General features: G+C 73.6%; 12 protein-coding genes. 5 read left to right on the top strand and 7 right to left on the bottom strand.

Annotated features, from left to right (window positions below; genetic code table 11):
* Positions 1-143: 143 nt before the first annotated feature.
* On the top strand, positions 144-605 hold the full coding sequence (locus ACZ5NJ_RS19135) for a pyridoxamine 5'-phosphate oxidase family protein (protein ID WP_468766195.1): 462 nt from the start codon (positions 144-146) through the stop codon (positions 603-605).
* A gap of 55 nt (positions 606-660) precedes the next feature.
* On the opposite strand, the gene ACZ5NJ_RS19130 is transcribed toward ACZ5NJ_RS19135, so the two are convergent.
* The 3 genes from ACZ5NJ_RS19130 to ACZ5NJ_RS19120 form a co-directional block, all read right to left on the bottom strand.
* Positions 661-1,407, bottom strand: coding sequence for a DUF4097 family beta strand repeat-containing protein (locus tag ACZ5NJ_RS19130; RefSeq protein ID WP_468766194.1), 747 nt, complete (start codon positions 1,405-1,407; stop codon positions 661-663).
* A 108-nt stretch (positions 1,408-1,515) separates the two neighbouring features.
* Positions 1,516-2,364 (bottom strand): sulfurtransferase, encoded by an 849-nt coding sequence (locus tag ACZ5NJ_RS19125; RefSeq protein ID WP_468766212.1) that lies wholly within the window; start codon positions 2,362-2,364, stop codon positions 1,516-1,518.
* Positions 2,365-3,524: 1,160 nt separating this feature from the next.
* On the bottom strand, positions 3,525-4,910 hold the full coding sequence (locus tag ACZ5NJ_RS19120) for a glycosyltransferase family 39 protein (RefSeq protein WP_468766193.1): 1,386 nt from the start codon (positions 4,908-4,910) through the stop codon (positions 3,525-3,527).
* 175 nt (positions 4,911-5,085) lie between these two features.
* Between ACZ5NJ_RS19120 and ACZ5NJ_RS19115 the strand changes: the two genes are divergently transcribed.
* The 4 genes from ACZ5NJ_RS19115 to ACZ5NJ_RS19100 all read left to right on the top strand — a co-directional run bounded on the left by ACZ5NJ_RS19115 (position 5,086) and on the right by ACZ5NJ_RS19100 (position 11,753).
* The gene (locus ACZ5NJ_RS19115) at positions 5,086-5,664 is read left to right on the top strand and encodes a hypothetical protein (protein ID WP_468766192.1); all 579 of its coding nucleotides are present in this window, start codon (positions 5,086-5,088) and stop codon (positions 5,662-5,664) included.
* Between the two features lie 123 nt (positions 5,665-5,787).
* Complete coding sequence (locus ACZ5NJ_RS19110) at positions 5,788-6,531, top strand: response regulator transcription factor (RefSeq protein ID WP_468766191.1); 744 nt, start codon at positions 5,788-5,790, stop codon at positions 6,529-6,531.
* Positions 6,528-7,607 (top strand): HAMP domain-containing sensor histidine kinase, encoded by a 1,080-nt coding sequence (locus ACZ5NJ_RS19105; protein WP_468766190.1) that lies wholly within the window; start codon positions 6,528-6,530, stop codon positions 7,605-7,607. Before ACZ5NJ_RS19110 ends, ACZ5NJ_RS19105 begins: the two co-directional genes overlap by 4 nt.
* Before the next feature lie 258 nt (positions 7,608-7,865).
* On the top strand, positions 7,866-11,753 hold the full coding sequence (locus ACZ5NJ_RS19100; protein ID WP_468766189.1) for a multifunctional oxoglutarate decarboxylase/oxoglutarate dehydrogenase thiamine pyrophosphate-binding subunit/dihydrolipoyllysine-residue succinyltransferase subunit: 3,888 nt from the start codon (positions 7,866-7,868) through the stop codon (positions 11,751-11,753).
* Between the two features lie 71 nt (positions 11,754-11,824).
* Here the strand turns inward: ACZ5NJ_RS19100 and fxsT are convergent, their stop codons facing one another.
* The 4 genes from fxsT to fxsA form a co-directional block, all read right to left on the bottom strand.
* Positions 11,825-14,827 carry an FxSxx-COOH system tetratricopeptide repeat protein gene (fxsT, locus tag ACZ5NJ_RS19095; protein ID WP_468766188.1) on the bottom strand — a complete coding sequence of 1,001 codons (3,003 nt, stop codon included), beginning with the start codon at positions 14,825-14,827 and terminating at the stop codon, positions 11,825-11,827.
* A 129-nt stretch (positions 14,828-14,956) separates the two neighbouring features.
* Positions 14,957-16,246 carry an aKG-HExxH-type peptide beta-hydroxylase gene (locus tag ACZ5NJ_RS19090; protein ID WP_468766187.1) on the bottom strand — a complete coding sequence of 430 codons (1,290 nt, stop codon included), beginning with the start codon at positions 16,244-16,246 and terminating at the stop codon, positions 14,957-14,959.
* Positions 16,243-17,532: an FxsB family cyclophane-forming radical SAM/SPASM peptide maturase gene (locus ACZ5NJ_RS19085; protein ID WP_468766186.1), complete on the bottom strand. Its 1,290-nt coding sequence runs from the start codon at positions 17,530-17,532 to the stop codon at positions 16,243-16,245. Before ACZ5NJ_RS19085 ends, ACZ5NJ_RS19090 begins: the two co-directional genes overlap by 4 nt.
* Before the next feature lie 155 nt (positions 17,533-17,687).
* On the bottom strand, positions 17,688-17,900 hold the full coding sequence (fxsA, locus tag ACZ5NJ_RS19080) for an FxSxx-COOH cyclophane-containing RiPP peptide (RefSeq protein WP_468766185.1): 213 nt from the start codon (positions 17,898-17,900) through the stop codon (positions 17,688-17,690).
* Positions 17,901-17,985 lie beyond the last annotated feature (85 nt).

Below are 17,985 nucleotides of genomic sequence, written 5' to 3'. Positions count from 1 at the left end.
AGTGCAGTCGCGAGGGTCTCCAGGTTTGTCGTCACAAACGAACCAACGAGACCCTCGCTTCATGCGCCCGAAGACTTCGGAATTACTCGTCTAGGACTCGCGCCCCATGCGCACCGGGCGCCGGCTGGCTAGCGTCGGTGCCCATGCACACCACGAAGATCATTCGACGCACCCCCGCGGAGCGCAGGCGGGACGCCCTGGAACGGCTCGGCTCGGAGCGCGACATATGGGTGTCGACGTCCCACCCCGACCACGGCCCCCACCAGGTACCCCTGTGGTTCCTGTGGGACGGACGGGCAGCGTGGATGTGCACCGGCGCGCACTCCGCGACCGTGCGCAACGTACGGAAGGAGCCGCGCGTACGGCTGGCGCTCCCGGACACCGCCGACGTGGTGACGCTGCAAGGGGAGGCGCGGTGCCACCCCCCGGGGGAGGTGCCGAAGGAAGCCGCGGACGCGTTCGCGGAGAAGTTCGGCTGGGATCCTCGGACGGAGGAGACTCCCCGTGTGTACCTGTGCGTGACCCCGCAGACGGTACGCGCCTGGCGCTCGGTGGCGGAACTGCGCGACCGCGTCGTGATGCGCGACGGGGAGTGGCTGGGGTAGCCCGGGCGCGGCCACAGGGCCGTGCTCGCAGGGGTGTACGCCGCCGGCGCCGGCCCTAGGAGGCCGCGACCCGGATGTCGCCCGACGAGGTGCGCACCGAGATGCTCGCCGCGGCACCCGGGCTGTCGCCCAGGGCCAGGTGCCGGGTCCCGGAGGCCGTTTCGGTGGACAGCCGGTACGGGCCCTGCGGTGCCGTCAGGCCGACGTCGCCGGAGCTGGTCGTGACCGACACCGAGGCCGGGGCCTTCGCGAACTCCGCCCCGACGTCCCCGGAGCCGGCCCGGAACTCGGCCTCGGCCCCCTCCAGACCGGTGGCGGTGATCCGCCCCGAGGACGTACGGACCTTCACCGGGCCGGTGATCCCCTCGGCCCGGACGTCCCCGGACGCCGAGGTCAGATCGGCGCGCGCGACCCCCTTGACGGTGATGTCGCCGCTGCTGCTCTCCACCCGCACCCGCGCCGCCGCCGGCACCTCCAGGCGGTAGTCGATCCAGCAGTCGTCCTCGCAGCGGTCGCTGAAGGTCAGCACCCCGCCCGAGACCCGCTGCCCGGGCGCGGGCGCCGTGCCGCCGCGGTAGTGGACGACCCGGCGGACGCTCACCCCGGGCCCGGTACCCGGGACCACCTCGACGTCACCGCTGCGGGTGCCGGTGAGCTCCACCGCCGTGACCGGCTCGGGGACGGCCGCGTCGGCGTCGAGGGTCTTCACCGGCCCCACGCCCGTGAGGGCGCAGCCGGACAGCAGGAGGGCGGCGCCGAGGGCGGTGACGGCGATACGGGTGGACGCGGTGTGGGATGCCATGCGGACGAGTCTGCCGACCGGGGACGCGCGGCGCGCGGGTGCAGACCTCCGAACCGGAGGTGGAGCCAGCACCACCCCGCGGCCCGGTCCGCCCCCGGTCGGCCCCGCTCAGCCCCCGGCCACCACCGGCCGGTCCGAAGTCAGCCCCCACTCGCTCCACGAGCCGTCGTACACGGCGGTCTCCCCGTACCCGGCCAGGGTCGCCCCCAGCGCGAGCACGCACGCCGTGACCCCGGAACCGCAGCTGAAGTAGAGCCGCTCCCGCTGCCCAGCCAACGCCTCGAACGCCCCCCGGAGTTCCCCGGCCGGGCGCATCCGCCCGTCGGACCCCTGGAGCTCCCCGAACGGCAGGTTCAGCGCGCCCGGCATGTGTCCGCCGCGCAGCCCCGGCCGCGGTTCGGGAGCGGTACCGGCGAACCGCTCCCGCGTCCGGGCGTCGAGCACGACGGCGGCCGGGTCCCCGAGCGCGGCGGCGACGGTGCCGGCGTCCACGAGCAGCCCCGGACGCGGCCGGGCGGTGAAGGACCCGCGCGGCCCGTCGTACGCCGCCGCCCCGGCCTCGACGGGCAGCCCGGCCGCCTGCCAGGCGGGCAGCCCGCCGTCCAGCACGGCGACCCGGTCGAAGCCCATGGCCCGGAACATCCACCAGGCACGGGCACTGGAGTAGATCCCGGCGGCGTCGTACACGACCACCCCGTCGGCGTCATCGACCCCGAGCCCCCGCACGGCCTCCTCGAACACCGCCGCCGTCGGCATGGTGTGCGGAACGGGAGCGCTGTGGTCGGAGAGACCCCCGTCCAGGTCGAAGGGCCGGGCCCCGGGAATCCTGACGCCCCCACCCCGCTGCGCCCCGACGGAGGCGTCGAACACCACGACCCGCCGCAGGTTCCCGCCGAGCCAGTCGACGCTGACGAGGGGCCCGGGTATCACGGGCACGGGCATCTCGGACACGAGCATCTCGGACACGGGCATACGAAGCCTCCGGGGCGGGGTCGGAAACGATCTCCCACCCATCCTCACCCACCAAGGGCGGGGCGGGGCCGGGGTGTTCGGGACCCGAGCGGGGCGGTCTCACAGGGGGGTTGGGGCTTTCCCGTCAGTCTCATCGTCCTTCCGTGTCGGGCCGGCCTGTCAAGGGCGCTCCCTTCGGTCGCGTCGCTTCGCGATGGCCTTCGGCCACCCTTGACAGACCGTCCCGCCACGGAAAAACGAAGACTGCCGGGAAACCCCCAAAGAAACGGGACGGATGTACCTGAGACATCCGGCCGGATCAGGGAGCAGGCGAGGTCGTCGGGGGCCGCCTGACAGGGCATCCGGCCCCGTCGCGAGGACAATCGGGGACGACCTACGCGTCAGATCGCTACGCGCTCCTCCCGGCTTAGCGTCCGCCGCCCGTCTGGGGTCGCTGCCGTCGCCCGGGGACGACGGAGTCGTCATCCGGGGCCGGTGGGCGCCTCAGATCGCTACGCGCTCCTCATTCCTCGGCGTCCGGCGGCCGTCTGGGGCTGATACCCGCACCAAAGGACGATCAGGACGACATCCGGGCCCTCCGGCGCCCCAGATCGCTACGCGCTTCGCTCATATCGGCGTCCGGCGGCCGTCTTGGCTTTCTGACCGCACCAGACGACGAGTGGAAGGGCATCCCAGCCCACGACCACCCCTGGACGCCGAGAAAAGAGGAGCGCGTAGCGATCTGGCGCGCCTGGGAGCCCGAATGCCGCCCTGATCGTCCTCTCCTGCATGCAGCGGCCCCAGACGGCCGCCGGACGCTAAGCCGGGAGAAGCGCGTAGCGATCTGACGCGTGGGTCGTCCCCGCTTGCACCTTGAGGTCTGCCCGGATGCCCGGTCAGGCGGCCCCCGACCACCTCGCCTGATCGCTGATCCGGCCGCATGCCCATTGATCCACCGTCCCGTTTCTTTGGGGGTTTCCCGGCAGTCTTCGTTTTTCCGTGGCGGGACGGTCTGTCAAGGGTGGCCGAAGGCCATCGCGCAGCGACGCGACGAAGGAGCGCCCTTGACAGGCCGGCCCGACACGGAAGGACGATGAGACTGACGGGAAAGCCCCAACCCCTCTGTGAGACCGCCCCGCTCGGGTCCTGCCCACCCCCAACCCCGCTCACCCGCACTCGCCCCGCCGGGCGTATACCGCCACCCTCGCGCCGCGGACCTCCGTCACCGTGCAGCGGTCGAAGGCGGCCGCCAGGGTGTCGCGTTTCGCCGCCTCCGTCGGGTACGGGTCCAGCGGCTGGTCCGCGGGGTCCAGCAGGGCTATCACCCGGGGTGAGGACAGCAGGGCCTCCCGGACGCGGTCCGGCGGGAGCTCCGTGCCGTGGAGGGTGCGCGAGGCGGCCGGGGGCCCGGACAGGGCCACGTCGCGCAGCCCCGCGTACACCCCGGGCGAGGACAGCAGCCACTCCCGTCTGCGCGCGGGCATGAACAGCACCGCGTCCCCCGGCCGGGCCCGTTCCCGTACCGCCGCGGTGACCGCGAGGACGTCGTCCTTGCGGCTCTCCGGGGTCCGCAGCCATGCCGACCACACCCCCACCGGCACCAGCAGCGCGGCCCCCAGCACCCACGGCAGCCACCCCCGCAGACCAGCCCCCCGCGCACCCGCGCCCAGCGCACCCGCGCCCCGCACCCCCACCCCCCGCACCTCCGCCAGCCTGGCCCCCGCCAGCAGGGCGAAGCCGGCCAGGGCGTACAGGACGTACCGGTCGACGTACCAGGGGTGCACCAGCGAGACCGTCATCAGCAGCCCCGGCGGCAGCAGCGCCAGGGGCACCGCGACCCGGGCCACCTCCCGCACCTGCCCCCGCCCCCGCCCCCCGCGCTCCCCCCGCTCCCCCCGGGCCAGCAGCAGCACCGCCCCCGCCAGCACCCCGTACGCCGCCCAGTCCTGCCAGCCGGGGCGGCCCAGCCAGCCCAGCTGCCGCCCGGCCTGCCCGGCGCTCACCACCGCCAGCGGCGCCAGCCCGGCGGCGACCGCCCCGGCGGCCCGGCGCCAGCCCCTTTCCCGCCAGGCGGTGAACGCGTGCGCGAGCAGCGCCAGGGCCGCGAACTCGTGCAGCCAGCAGCCCACCAGCAGCACCACGGCGTACGCGGCCCACCAGCGGCGCAGCATCAGGTACGTCGCCCAGGCCACGGCCGCCGCGACCAGGGCGTACGAGCGTCCCTCCTGGCCGTACATCTGCACGGGCGGGAGCAGGACGTACACCACGCCCGCCCAGAGCCCGGCCCGCTCCCCCGCCAGCCGGTGCGCGACGGCGGCCACCCCGCCGGCGGCGAGGGCGGTGCCCGCCACGGACGGCAGCCGCAGCGCCCACAGCCCGCCGCCACCGCCCCCGACCAGGCCGCCCGCGCCGCCGTCCCCCCACAGGGCGAACACGGCGTGCATGAGTCCGTAGTACAGCCCGTGGACCGCGTCGACCTGTCCGAGCAGGCCCCACAGGGCGCCGGCCGGCCGGTGGGCCACCTGCCAGGTCGTGGACTCGTCGCGCCACATGCTGCCGTCGCCGGGTCCCCGGGCCAGCCCCCACAGGCCGAGCAGGAGGAGCGCGAGCAGCGGCGGGAACCAGCGCCAGGGGGCCGAGCGGTGGATGACGTCCTCCGGGGTGCTTTCCGTAGCGGGTCGGGGCCTCCATACTCGGGGGCGTACCGGTGACCCGCGGGAGGTGGGTGTGCGAGCGATGCGAGCGGCCGGGGCCGCGGCGGCGGCGCTGCTGGCCGCGGTGTCCCTGGCGGGGTGCGGCCACGACGGCTCCCGGGGCGGCCCGGCGCCGGCGGGGGCCACGGCGCCCGCCTCCGCCCCGGCGTCCCCCACGGCCACCACTCCCCGGCCCACCGCCACCGCCCCGCAGCCGACGGCCACCACCCCCGCCGGCCCCCGGCCGACCCCTCCCGCCACCGCGGTCCCGTCCACCGAGCGCCTCCTGCGCGTCACCCGCAGCGGCGGTTTCGCCGGCCGGTCCCGCACTCTCCTGGTCGACGGCGACGGTTCCTGGACCCTCCTCGGCGAGCAGGACAAGGACCTCCGCAAGGGCCGGCTCGCGCCCGCCGGGCTGGAGGATCTGCGCACGGCGCTCCGTGCGGCGGACTTCGCGCACCTGCCCCGTAGGACGACCGCCGATCCGCCGGTCTACGACGGGTTCACGTACTCCTTCGTGTACGGCGGATTCGAGGTGGCGGCCGACCAGACGGCGCTGCCGCAGGCGCTGTCCCGGGTGCTGGAGGCCCTCCCCGGATTCGACGCCGCGTGAGGAATCCGGGATGAATCTCTGATTCCGCATGCCGTCGGGTCCTGTCCGAACCCTCCATGGCCGCAGGCCGGTGCCTCCTCTACGCTGCACCCCAGCCATCACGCGGATCATCAGGGGCGGGACATGGAACAGACGCACACGACCCACAGCGGAGCCGCCGCGGCCACCCCAGGTGCCCAGCGGCGCGTGCTGGTGGTCGAGGACGACCGCACCATCGCCGACGCGATCGCGGCCCGGCTGCGCGCCGAGGGCTTCCAGGTGCAGACGGCCTACGACGGCCCGGCCGCCGTCGCGGCCGCCGAGAGCTGGCTGCCCGAGCTGCTGGTGCTGGACGTCATGCTGCCCGGCTTCGACGGGCTGGAGGTGTGCCGGCGGGTGCAGGCGCAGCGGCCGGTCCCGGTGCTGATGCTGACGGCCCGGGACGACGAGACCGACATGCTGGTCGGTCTCGGGGTGGGGGCGGACGACTACATGACGAAGCCGTTCTCCATGCGCGAGCTGGCGGCGCGGGTCCACGTGCTGCTGCGCCGGGTGGAGCGGGCCACGCAGGCCGCGACGGCCCCGCGCGGGGCGACCCTGCGGCTGGGGGACCTGGAGATCGACCACGCGCAGCGGCGGGTGCGGGTGCAGGCGGAGGACGTGCACCTGACGCCGACCGAGTTCGACCTGCTGGTGTGCCTGGCGGGGAGCCCGCGGGCGGTGCTGTCGCGGGAGCAGCTGCTGGCGGAGGTGTGGGACTGGGCGGACGCGTCGGGCACCCGTACGGTCGACAGCCACATCAAGGCCCTGCGCCGGAAGATCGGCGCGGAGCGGATCCGTACGGTCCACGGCGTCGGGTACGCCCTGGAGACCCCGGCGCAGGCGTGAGCGGCGGGCGTCCCGGGGGCGGTCTGCGGCCGTTCTCGCCCTTCTCGATCAAGACGAAGCTGGGCACGCTCGTCGTGGTGTCGGTGTTCATCACCACGGGCCTGCTGATGGTGGCGCTGCGCACGGACACGGAGCTGCGGTTCATCACGGTCTTCTCGGTGATCGCCTCGATGCTGATCACCCAGTTCGTGGCGCACGGTCTGACGGCGCCGCTGGACGAGATGACGACGGTCGCCCGGGCGATCTCGCACGGGGACTACACGCGCCGGGTGAGCGGGGCGGGGCGGCGGGACGAGCTGGGTGATCTGGCGTCGACGATCAACCGGATGGCCGACGATCTGGAGGCCGAGGACAGGCACCGTCGAGAGCTGGTCGCGAACGTCTCGCACGAGCTCCGCACTCCGATCGCGGGGCTGCGGGCGGTGCTGGAGAACGTGGTGGACGGGGTCTCGGAGGCCGATCCGGAGACCATGCGGACGATGCTGAAGCAGACGGAGCGGCTCGGCCGGCTGGTGGAGACGCTGCTGGACCTGTCGCGGGTGGACAACGGGGTGGTGCCGCTGAAGGCGCGCCGCTTCGAGGTGTGGCCGTACCTGTCGGGGGTGCTGAAGGAGTCGGGGCTGGCGGCCGCGGGGCGCCCGGGGCTGTCGTCCGGTTCGGGTGGGCACACCCGTAACGACGTGCACCTCCACCTGGACGTGCATCCTCCGGAGCTGACCGCGTACGCGGACGCGGAGCGGCTGCACCAGGTGGTGGCGAACTTGATCGACAACGCGGTGAAGCACAGTCCGGAGCACGGCCGGGTGACGGTCCGGGCGCGCTGCGGCGACGCGCCCGGGAGCCTGGCCCTGGAGGTCGTGGACGAGGGGCCCGGGATTCCGGAGGCGGAGCGCCACCGGGTCTTCGAGCGCTTCAACCGCGGGTCGGCGGGCGGCGGCGACGGGGGCACGGGGCTGGGGCTGGCGATCGCCCGCTGGGCCGTCGGCCTGCACGGAGGGGACATCCGCGTGGCCGAATCGTCACGTGGTTGCCGAATCCTCGTCACCCTTCCGGGCAGCTCGCCGGTGTTGTCTTGACGTAGGGTTCGAGTGGGAAGGACATGATCTCGGCCACACGTGCCCGGGGTCGTCAGGGGTGCGAGGCCACGGGGGTCGCAACCTGGCTGCCCCCTACCCGAACCACGCTTGTTTCCCGCCATTCCACGCGATGAAACCCGCCGTTCGGTGTGACCTGCGTGACGGAAGTCCCGCCCGGCCTGCATTGCACCGCCCGGGAGGCGTAGCCTTTATTCCCGCTGTCCATACCTTGTGAAGCGGAAGAGGGCGGTTGCCGCCGTGTCGCCACAGTCCCCCAGTAACCCGAGCACCACGACCGACGCAGCAGAAGGCGGGAAGACCCCTGCCTCAGGCTTCGGCGCGAATGAGTGGCTCGTCGACGAGATCTATCAGCAGTACCTCCAGGACCCGAACTCGGTCGACCGGGCCTGGTGGGACTTCTTCGCCGACTACAAGCCGGGGGGCGCTGCCGCTCCGGTGAAGTCGGACGGTCCCGGTCCCGAGAAGTCCGCGACGACGGATGGCGCCTCCGCACAGGCCGCCACCGCCCCGGCCGGGATCCCGCAGGCCGCCGACGCCGCCACGGGGGCGGCGCCCGCCGCGCCTTCCCCCGCCGCGACCACACCCGTGTCAGCTCCGTCCCCTGCTCCTGCCACCCCCTCTGGTGCCCCTGCTGTGACTGTCACCTCCCAGGCCCCGGCCGCCGCACCGGCCGCGCCCGCCCCTCAGGCCCAGGCTCCGGCCGCCGCCACCACCCCGGCGCAGAAGGCCGCGCCCGCCACCGAGGCCCCGCAGGGCCCCGAGCTGGTGACGCTCCGCGGCCCCGCCGCCGCCGTGGCCAAGAACATGAACGCCTCCCTCGACGTCCCGACGGCCACGTCCGTCCGCGCCGTCCCGGTGAAGCTGCTGTTCGACAACCGCATCGTCATCAACAACCACCTCAAGCGCGCCCGCGGTGGGAAGATCTCCTTCACCCACCTCATCGGGTACGCGATGGTGCAGGCCATCAAGGCCATGCCGTCGATGAACTACTCCTTCCAGGAGAAGGACGGCAAGCCGACCCTGGTCAAGCCGGAGCACGTGAACTTCGGCCTCGCGATCGACCTGGTCAAGCCGAACGGCGACCGCCAGCTCGTCGTCGCGGGCATCAAGAAGGCCGAGACCCTGAACTTCTTCGAGTTCTGGCAGGCCTACGAGGACATCGTCCGCCGCGCCCGCGTCGGCAAGCTGACGATGGACGACTTCACCGGCGTCACGGTCTCCCTGACCAACCCCGGCGGCCTGGGCACCGTCCACTCCGTGCCCCGCCTGATGCCCGGACAGTCGGTCATCATGGGCGTCGGCTCCATGGACTACCCCGCCGAGTTCCAGGGCACCTCGCAGGACACCCTGAACAAGCTGGGCATCTCGAAGGTCATGACCCTGACCTCGACCTACGACCACCGGGTCATCCAGGGCGCGGCCTCCGGCGAGTTCCTGCGCATCGTCGCGAACTTCCTGCTCGGCGAGGGCGAGTTCTACGACAACGTCTTCGAGTCGCTGCGGATCCCGTACGAGCCGGTCCGCTGGATGCGCGACATCGACGCCTCGCACGACGACGACGTCACGAAGGCCGCCCGCGTCTTCGAGCTGATCCACTCCTACCGGGTCCGCGGCCACGTCATGGCCGACACCGACCCGCTGGAGTACAAGCAGCGCAAGCACCCCGACCTCGACATCACCGAGCACGGCCTCACCCTGTGGGACCTGGAGCGCGAGTTCGCCGTCGGCGGCTTCGCCGGCAAGTCGATGATGAAGCTGCGCGACATCCTCGGCGTGCTGCGCGACTCGTACTGCCGCACCACCGGCGTCGAGTTCATGCACATCCAGGACCCGAAGCAGCGCCGCTGGATCCAGGACCGCATCGAGCGCGCGCACTCCAAGCCGGAGCGCGAGGAGCAGCTGCGCATCCTGCGCCGCCTGAACGCGGCGGAGGCCTTCGAGACCTTCCTGCAGACCAAGTACGTCGGCCAGAAGCGCTTCTCGCTGGAGGGCGGCGAGTCCGTCATCCCGCTGCTCGACGCCGTCATCGACTCGGCCGCCGAGGCCCGCCTCGACGAGGTCGTCATCGGCATGGCCCACCGCGGCCGCCTCAACGTCCTGGCGAACATCGTCGGCAAGTCGTACGCGCAGATCTTCCGCGAGTTCGAGGGCAACCTCGACCCGAAGTCCATGCACGGCTCCGGCGACGTCAAGTACCACCTGGGCGCCGAGGGCACCTTCACGGGCCTGGACGGGGAGCAGATCAAGGTCTCGCTCGTCGCCAACCCCTCGCACCTGGAGGCCGTGGACCCGGTCCTGGAGGGTGTCGCCCGCGCCAAGCAGGACGTCATCGGCAAGGCCGGCACGGACTTCACCGTCCTGCCCGTCGCCCTGCACGGCGACGCCGCGTTCGCCGGCCAGGGCGTGGTCGCCGAGACGCTGAACATGTCGCAGCTGCGCGGCTACCGCACCGGCGGCACCGTCCACGTCGTGATCAACAACCAGGTCGGCTTCACCGCCGCCCCGGAGTCCTCGCGTTCGTCGATGTACGCGACCGACGTGGCCCGCATGATCGAGGCGCCGATCTTCCACGTGAACGGCGACGACCCGGAGGCCGTGGTCCGCGTCGCGCGGCTCGCCTTCGAGTTCCGCCAGGCGTTCAACAAGGACGTCGTGATCGACCTCATCTGCTACCGCCGCCGCGGTCACAACGAGTCGGACAACCCGGCGTTCACGCAGCCGCTGATGTACGACCTGATCGACAAGAAGCGCTCGGTGCGCAAGCTGTACACCGAGTCCCTCATCGGTCGCGGCGACATCACGCTGGAAGAGGCCGAGCAGGCGCTCCAGGACTTCCAGGGCCAGCTGGAGAAGGTCTTCGCGGAGGTCCGCGAGGCCGCCACGCAGCCCGCCGTCGCCCCCGTCGCACCGGCGCAGACCGCGCAGCAGTTCCCGGTCGCGGTGAACACCGCGATCTCGCAGGACGTCGTCAAGCGGATCGCCGAGTCCCAGGTCAACATCCCCGAGGGCCACACGGTCCACCCGCGTCTGCTGCCGCAGCTGCAGCGCCGCGCGGCGATGATCGACGACGGCACCATCGACTGGGGCATGGGCGAGACCCTGGCCTTCGGTTCGCTGCTGATGGAGGGCACCCCGGTCCGCCTGTCCGGCCAGGACTCCCGCCGCGGCACCTTCGGCCAGCGCCACGCGGTCCTCATCGACCGGGAGACCGGCAACGACTACACGCCGCTGCAGTACCTGTCGGACGACCAGGCCCGCTACAACGTCTACGACTCGCTGCTCTCCGAGTACGCGGCCATGGGCTTCGAGTACGGCTACTCGCTGGCCCGCCCGGACGCGCTGGTGCTGTGGGAGGCCCAGTTCGGTGACTTCGTCAACGGCGCGCAGACCGTCGTCGACGAGTTCATCTCCTCGGCCGAGCAGAAGTGGGGCCAGACGAGCGGTGTCACGCTGCTCCTGCCGCACGGCTACGAGGGCCAGGGCCCGGACCACTCGTCCGCGCGCCCGGAGCGCTTCCTCCAGATGTGCGCGCAGGACAACATGACGGTCGCCATGCCGACCCTGCCGTCGAACTACTTCCACCTGCTGCGCTGGCAGGTCCACAACCCGCACCACAAGCCGCTCATTGTCTTCACCCCGAAGTCGATGCTGCGTCTGAAGGCCGCGGCGTCGAAGGCGGAGGAGTTCACGAGCGGTTCGTTCCGTCCGGTCATCGGTGACTCCACGGTCGACCCGAACGCCGTCCGCAAGGTCGTCTTCTGCGCGGGCAAGGTCTACTACGACCTGGAGGCCGAGCGGGAGAAGCGCGGCATCACCGACACGGCGATCATCCGCATCGAGCGGCTGTACCCGCTGCCGGGCGCGGAACTCCAGGCGGAGATCGCCAAGTTCCCGAACGCGGCGAAGTACATCTGGGCGCAGGAGGAGCCGGCGAACCAGGGTGCGTGGCCGTTCATCGCGCTGAACCTGATCGACCACCTCGACCTGGCGGTCGGCGCGGACATCCCGGCGGGCGAGCGCCTGCGGCGCATCTCGCGTCCGCACGGCTCCTCCCCGGCGGTGGGCTCCGCGAAGCGCCACCAGGCGGAGCAGCAGCTGCTGATGAACGAGGTCTTCGAGGCGTAGTCGCCACCGCGACCCGCACGGAGACGGAAGGCCCGGTCCCCCAGGAGGGGGGCCGGGCCTTCCGGCGTCCGCTACGGCTGCGGTTCGAAGTCCCAGTAGGGGCGGGTCTGCTGGCGGGCCGAGACCGTGTGGACGTGCTGGGGGCCCAGGGTGCGGGTGAGGGCCTTGAGGCCGGCGTCCTCGTGTTTGGCGGCCTCCGCGTCCTCCCGTACGGAGCGGAGGTCGGCGGCCAGGGCGATCTGGGCGCTGAGGGCCATGGGGTGGTCGGGGCCCAGGACCTGTTCGGCGGCGCGCAGGGTCTCGCGGCTGAGGTCCAGGGCGGATTCCAGGCGGCCGGTGATGTTGCGGTGGCCGGTGGCGTTGAGGGCGCAGCCCAGGGTCCAGGGGTGGCGGTCCCCGAGGGCGCCGCGCATGCCGACCAGGGCCTGTTCGGCCAGGTTCAGGGCCTCGGTGCGCTCGCCCTGGGCGCGCAGGACGAGGCCGAGGTTGCCTACCGTGCCGATGCTGTACGGGTGGGCGAGGCCCAGCTGGGACTGGTAGCCGCGGACGACCTCCTCGGAGATCCGGCGGGCTTCCTCGATGTCGCCGTACTCGCGCAGGTAGGTGGCGTAGTCGGAGGCGACCATCAGGGTCCAGGGGAACTCGGCGCCGAAGACCCGGGTGGAGCGTTCGAGGACGCTGCGCAGGCGGGCGCCGGCGCCGGGGATGTCGCCGGTGCGGCGCAGGCACTGGCCGAGGTTGTGTTCGGCGCGCAGGGTCTGGGGGTGGTTGGTGCCGAGGACCTGGACGTGGAGTTTGAGGCCCTGTTCCTGGCGGGCGAGGGCTTCGCGGTAGCGGCCCATCAGGCGCAGGCCCATGGCGCAGCCGATGCCGGAGGAGAGGGTGGCGATGTGCCGGACGCGCAGGACGCGTTCGCGGCGGCGCAGGGTGTCCAGGTCGGTGTCGTAGGCCTCCTGGTAGCGGCCGAGGAGGCGCAGGACGACGGCGACGTTGTTCTGGGCGTTGAGGGTGGTGGCGTCGTCCTCGCCGAGGAGTTCGCGGTAGCTGGCGAAGGCGTGTTCGAGGAGGGTGCGGGCCTGGTCGAACTTGGCGGTGCTGAGGAGGACGCCGGCGTAGGTGCTGGTGGCGCGGAGGGTCTCCAGGTCGCGGTCGCCGCGTTCGGCGGTGAGCCGGTCGGCGACCTGGCGGGCGAGGGCCTCGGCCTGGCGGAAGTGGCCGAGCATGCGCAGGGCGCCGCCGTAGTGGTAGCTGAGTTCGCGGACCTGGTCGTGGTCGTCGCCGAGCATGGCCCGCCAGACGTGGTCGGTCTGTTCGGACAGGCGCAGGCAGGTGCGGTACTCGCCGGCGAGGATCAGGAAGCGCAGGCAGTGCAGCAGGAAGTTCTGGATGCGGGGGTTGCTGCTGGTCAGGACGCCGGCGGGTTCGAGGTGCGGGACGAGTTCGGCGTAGCGGGGCCAGAGCCGGGAGTCGGAGGGGCGGCCGGGGTCGGCGGCGGCGAGGACCTGGCGGACGGCGCGGGAGAGCTGGTCGGCCTCGTCCTCGGCGAGGTTCTCGCGGACGATGTTGTGGACCATGCGGTGCAGCTGGACGGTCTCCAGGCCGCCGCCCTCCTCGACGGACAGGTCGGAGTACTCCAGGCGGACGACGGAGAACTGGACGAGTTTGTTGAGGGCGGCGTTCCAGCGGATCTGGTCGTTGACGATGCCCGCGAGGTCTTCGGGGACGTCCTCGGCGGGGAACTCGCGCAGCAGCCGCAGGGGGACGCGGCCGGGGGCGAAGAAGACGAACAGCCGCAGCAGGGCGAGGGCGTCGGGGAAGTTCTCGCGGACGTTGTTGAGGAGTATCGCCAGGGCGGTCGGGAAGGGCAGCGGGTAGTCGTCGGAGAGGGTGACGGCCTCGTGGGAGTCGAGGCGGCGCTGGAGGAGGTCGAGGTACTCGCCGACGCCGAGGGGTGAGTCGGCGAGCCAGCCGGCGGTCTGGTCTAGGGCGAGGGGGTAGTCCTCCAGGGCCTCGGCGAGCTGGTCGGCCTCCTCGCCGGTGAGGCGGCGGGCCCGGCGGCGGATGAAGGTGACGGACTCGGGGCGGGCGTAGAGGGGCACCTCGACGAGGCTGGTGTGGCGGGCGGCCCACTCGCGGTTGCGGGAGGTGATGATGACGTCTCCGGCGCCGGAGGGCAGCAGGTCGGTGAGGTCGTCGGGGTTGTCGCAGCCGTCGAAGACCACCAGCCAGCGGTGGTAGGGGTTGCCGCGGCGCAGGGCCTCCAGGACGGCGCGGATCTGTTCGCCGTAGCTGCCGGCGCCGCGCGGCAGGCCGAGTTCGGGCGCGAGGTCGGCGAGGCGTTCGCGGAGGGTGGGGCGGTCCTCTGCGGGAACCCACCAGACGACGTCGTACTCGGAGGCGAAGCGGTAGGCGTACTCGGTGGCGACCTGGGTCTTGCCGACACCGGACAGGCCCAGGAGGGTGACCATGGAGGCGCCGGGCGGGGCTTCGGTGAGGGCGGCGCGGAGCCGGCCGATGACGTCGTTGCGGCCGGTGAAGCGGGGGTTGCGGCGCGGGACGCGGCCCCAGATCTCGGGCGGGTCGTTGGGGAAGCGGGGGCCGCGGCGGCCGCTTTCGGTGCCGATGCGGTCGGTGGGCAGGTCGAGGCGGCGCAGGACGCGGTACTCGGCCTCGTAGGCGTCCAGGCCCCACAGGTCGGTCTTCTCCAGGGCGGCGACGGCGCTGGGCAGCGGGGCGTCGGTGAGGCAGACGGCGGCGAACCGGTCGGGGTGGGCCTCGGTGACGGTGCGCAGGGCGGTGTTCCACTCCTCGTCCGTGTGGGTGCCGGCGGAGAAGTAGCGTTCGCTGAGGACGACGAGGACCCTGCCGCCCGCGCGGGCGAGGTCGTCGAGGGCCTCGGTGATGCCGGGGCCGTTCTGCGGGTCCCAGCGCTGGAGGGCGACGCGGTGGCCGTGCTCCTCCAGGCGGTGGGCGATCCACACCGCCCAGGGGCGGTTGAAGCCGGCGAAGCTGATGACGAAGCGCTGGGGCTGGGCGGCTCCGTCGCGGTCGTGTCGCGTACCGGTACCGGTCATGCGGCCGTCTCCCTGGGGTGTCCGGGCGGTGGACGGGGTGCGGGGCGGTGCGGGGCGCCGCCGCGGCCGGGGGTGCCGGGGGCGGCAGGGCGAGGGGCGGGCTTGAAAGGTACCGCAGCGGACGGCCCGTCAGGCCCCTGCGGACTCCGCGAGTTCGGGGTGTGCCGCGCACCAGGCGCGGCGTTCCCGTTCGAGGGCGCGGCGGGCGGTGGCGTGCTGGTCGCCGGGGGGCGGGAGTTCGTCCATGGCCCGCTCGGCGCCGGCCATGGCGTCGACGAACTGCCTGCCGGCGGCGGTGAGTCGGGGGTGGTCGCGCAGGACCGGCAGGACGGCGGCCACCTGGGCGCGGGTCCGGGCGTGCCGGGCCCAGGCGCCGCGGGCCCCGTACAGGGCGGCGCGCTGCCAGTAGCCGGCCAGGGCCAGGTGGGCGTAGGTGCCGTGCAGCAGCCCCTCCAGGGGGCGCGGGTCGGTGCGCCAGGGGGCCCAGTGGCAGGGGGTGCGGTCGGCGGTGTGGAGGGTGAGGACATCGCTGAGGGCGGTGAGTTTGCCGTGCTGCACCTCGTGGACGAGGGTCGCCGCCAGCGCGGGCGGGGACTGGCCGCGGGCGAGGAGGGCGCCGGCCGCGGCGGGGAGGGTGGCGCCGCTGGAGCGGGAGCCGCCGCCGAGGGGGACGAGGGAGCGCAGCAGGCGGCACGCCTCGTCCGCCCGGGCGGAGTCGTAGCGCTCCAGGAGGGTGAGGGCGCCGGTCCACTGGGTGTCCCAGCGCCGGTGGCCCTTGGGGGTGAGGCGGCGGGCGGGGCGCACGGGTGCGGGGTGGCCCGGGGCGGGGGCCCGGTAGGGGTCGAGGTCGTCGAGGAAGGTGCGGCCGCCGGGCAGGGGGTGCAGCGGGAGGACGTCGGAGGTGTCCCAGGAGCGTTCGGTGAGGGCGAGGGGGCCGGGCCGGTCGGGGAGCAGCAGGCCGAGGGTGGGGAGGGCGAGGCGGCCGTGGGCGGGGCGCAGGGTGGTCTTGAAGCCGATCCCGGCCCGCAGCGCGGCGGCGACGGCGAGGGCGCCGAGGTGCCCGAGGTCGGGGGCGGGCCCGTGCGGGGCGTGCAGCCGGCGCAGGGTCTCCTCGGCCCACACCCCGGTGGAGGGGTAGTGCAGGACGTCCCGTACGGCGTGGGGGTCCTGCCGTTCGGCCTCTTCCAGGAGCCCCCACCACTCCCCGGCCTCGGGGCCGGGGGCGGCGTCGAGGACGGCCCGCAGGAGGAGCAGCCGCTTGGACCGCCGGACGTCGCCGACGAGCCGGGTCCCTTCGGGGGAGGGTTCGGTGGAGGCGAGGGCCTTCAGGAGGGGGGCGGCCACGGCGAACCGGGCCAGGGAGGCGGGGGGCGCGGCGCCGGTGGCGGTGCCTGTGCCGGTGTCGGTGGGACGGGTCATGAGGCGGCCCGTCGGTTCGTGGCGGCGGTGTGGACCGCGCGGGCGATGTGGCGGATCAGGGCCTGGAGGTCCGCGCAGTACACGGACGGCTGGCGGAAGCCCTCGCCCTCGCGGTAGCGGTGGGGGTAGTGGCCGCCGCCGCAGACCTGCACCAGCTCGCAGGACCGGCAGTCCTCGGCGAGGGCCTCGCGGCCGAGCTGGCGGGCGGCGAAGCCGGGGTGGTCGAGGAGGTCGTCGAACCCGTGGGTGTCGAGGGTCATGCCGGTGGCCGCGGCCCCTTCGTAGGCGGACTTCAGGGAGTCGGCCTGTTCGATGCTGCCGTCGGTCTCCACCACGGCGGTGGCGGCGGGCGTCAGGCCGAGGCTCTCGGTGGCGGCGGGGAGGCCCAGCAGCAGGGCGATGACCTCCTCGAAGATCCGGATGCGGGTACGCCGCGTCCCGTCGTGCCACCAGCGTTCGAAGACGGCGATCAGCCAGTCGGCGTACGGGGTGCCGGCGGCGGGGCCGGTGGTTCCGGGCGGCGGGGTGCTCCAGTTGGCCAGGGGCAGCAGCAGGCCGATCGCGGGCGGGGCGAAGGCGAGGAGGGACTCGTACGTCTCCACCGGGTCCTGCGCGAGGTCGGCCACGCACAGCACCCCGGCGTAGCCGGCCGGGTGCCGGGCGAGCAGCCGCAGGCCGCGGGCGGCCGCGCCGAAGCCGGGCCGGCCCGCGTGGTCGACGCGGCGGGCGTTGTGGGCGGCCAGCCCGCCGTCGAGGCTGACCCCGATCCGGATGCCGGCGGCGGCCAGGGCGGCGATCCGGCCGCGGGTGAGCAGGGTGGCGTTGGTCTGCACGCTCGCGGTGACCCGGGTGCGGGGCGAGCGCCGGGCCAGCGCGGCCCGTACCGCCTCGACGGGGGCGGCGAGTTCGGCGGGCGCCGTGAGGAGGGGTTCGCCGCCGTGCAGGACGAGGTCCACGCGGGGCAGTCCGTGCGCTGCGGCGTGCTCGGCGATGCGTTCGGCGGCGCGCCGGGCGGTGGCGGGGGCCATGGCGGCGGGGCGGGTGCGCCAGCTCTGGTCGGCCATCTCGTAGACGTAGCAGTAGGTGCAGGCGAGGTTGCAGCGGCTGTGCGTCTTGAGCACGAACTGCCGTACGGGGTGCGGACGGTGTCCGGCGGCACGCAGGGCGGGGACGTCGAGGCGGGCGTACGGCCAGGGGGCGTGGCGGGCGTGGCGGGCCTGGGCGGCGAGGACGGCGGGGCTGTGGTGTGCGGGCATGGCGGGCCCGCCCGTGATCGCTCGGCCCATCGCCGCGCCCCCTCCCCCGGCCACCGCTGGGAGCCCGGCCCCCCGGCCCGGCCCCCCGGAACGGTCCATCCCTGCCCCCCGCGGAGGTCCGGCTAACGGCGGAAAGTGGTCAACTCCGGGCGGTACGGGCGCGGGCCCGCGGGGTGGGGGGTGGCTCAGGCGACGCCCGAGTCGAAGGCGTTGAGGATCTCCGCCGGGTGCGTCACCCGCTCGACGAGCCCCTCGATGACCTCGGCGAGCACCGGGTGGGCGATGCCGCGCAGGGCGGGCAGGTCGAGCCCGGAGAGGTCGGGGAGCTGCCCGGGACAGGGGCGGGGGTCGGGGCGGGGGTCGGGGGGCGGGGCCACTTCCTGACGTCCGGTCACCATGGGCTGCCCGTCCCCCTGTCGCACCGTGGAATGTGGATTGCGGTGGAATGCCGTGGTCCACTGCCCTTTCCCGCGGTCCGGCGGG

Source organism: Streptomyces sp. NPDC032091 (assembly GCF_055580265.1).
The sequence above is the reverse complement of the archived record's forward strand: the minus strand, read 5'-3'. Positions and strand labels throughout refer to the sequence as shown.